Source organism: Pontibacter sp. HSC-14F20, assembly GCF_019599265.1.
GTDB lineage: Bacteria > Bacteroidota > Bacteroidia > Cytophagales > Hymenobacteraceae > Pontibacter.
In genome coordinates, this window is the sequence record NZ_JAHZTC010000061.1 from 1 (window position 1) to 432 (window position 432).

Annotated in this window: 1 pseudogene; it reads right to left on the reverse strand. The window is 67.8% G+C overall.

What is annotated here, in order from left to right:
- A pseudogene (locus K3G39_RS20490) lies at nucleotides 1-432 on the reverse strand (glycine dehydrogenase (aminomethyl-transferring)); the annotation flags it as partial.

Consider the following 432-nt stretch of genomic DNA (forward strand, 5'->3'; position numbering starts at 1 on the left):
AGTGCGCCCTTGGCCTTCAGCGCCGCGATGGCGGGCCGGAGGTCGCGCACGGCGCCGGAGGTTCCCGGATATTGCAGCAGCGCACCGAGCACGTCGGCCTTGTCGAGATCGGCGAGGGGATCGCCGACGACCAAGGTCCAGCCCAGCGGCTCGGCGCGGGTGCGCATCACGGCCAGCGTCTGCGGATGCACGTCCTTGTCGACGAAGAAGGCTTTTGCTTTCACCTGCGAGTGCCGCTCGGCGAGCGCCATCGCTTCGGCGGCGGCGGTGGCTTCGTCCAGCAGCGAGGCGTTGGCGATGTCGAGCCCGGTGAGGTCGCAGATCATGGTCTGGAAGTTGAGCAGCGCTTCCAGCCGGCCCTGGCTGATCTCGGGCTGGTAGGGCGTGTAGGCCGTGTACCAGGCCGGATTTTCCAGGATGTTGCGCTGGATC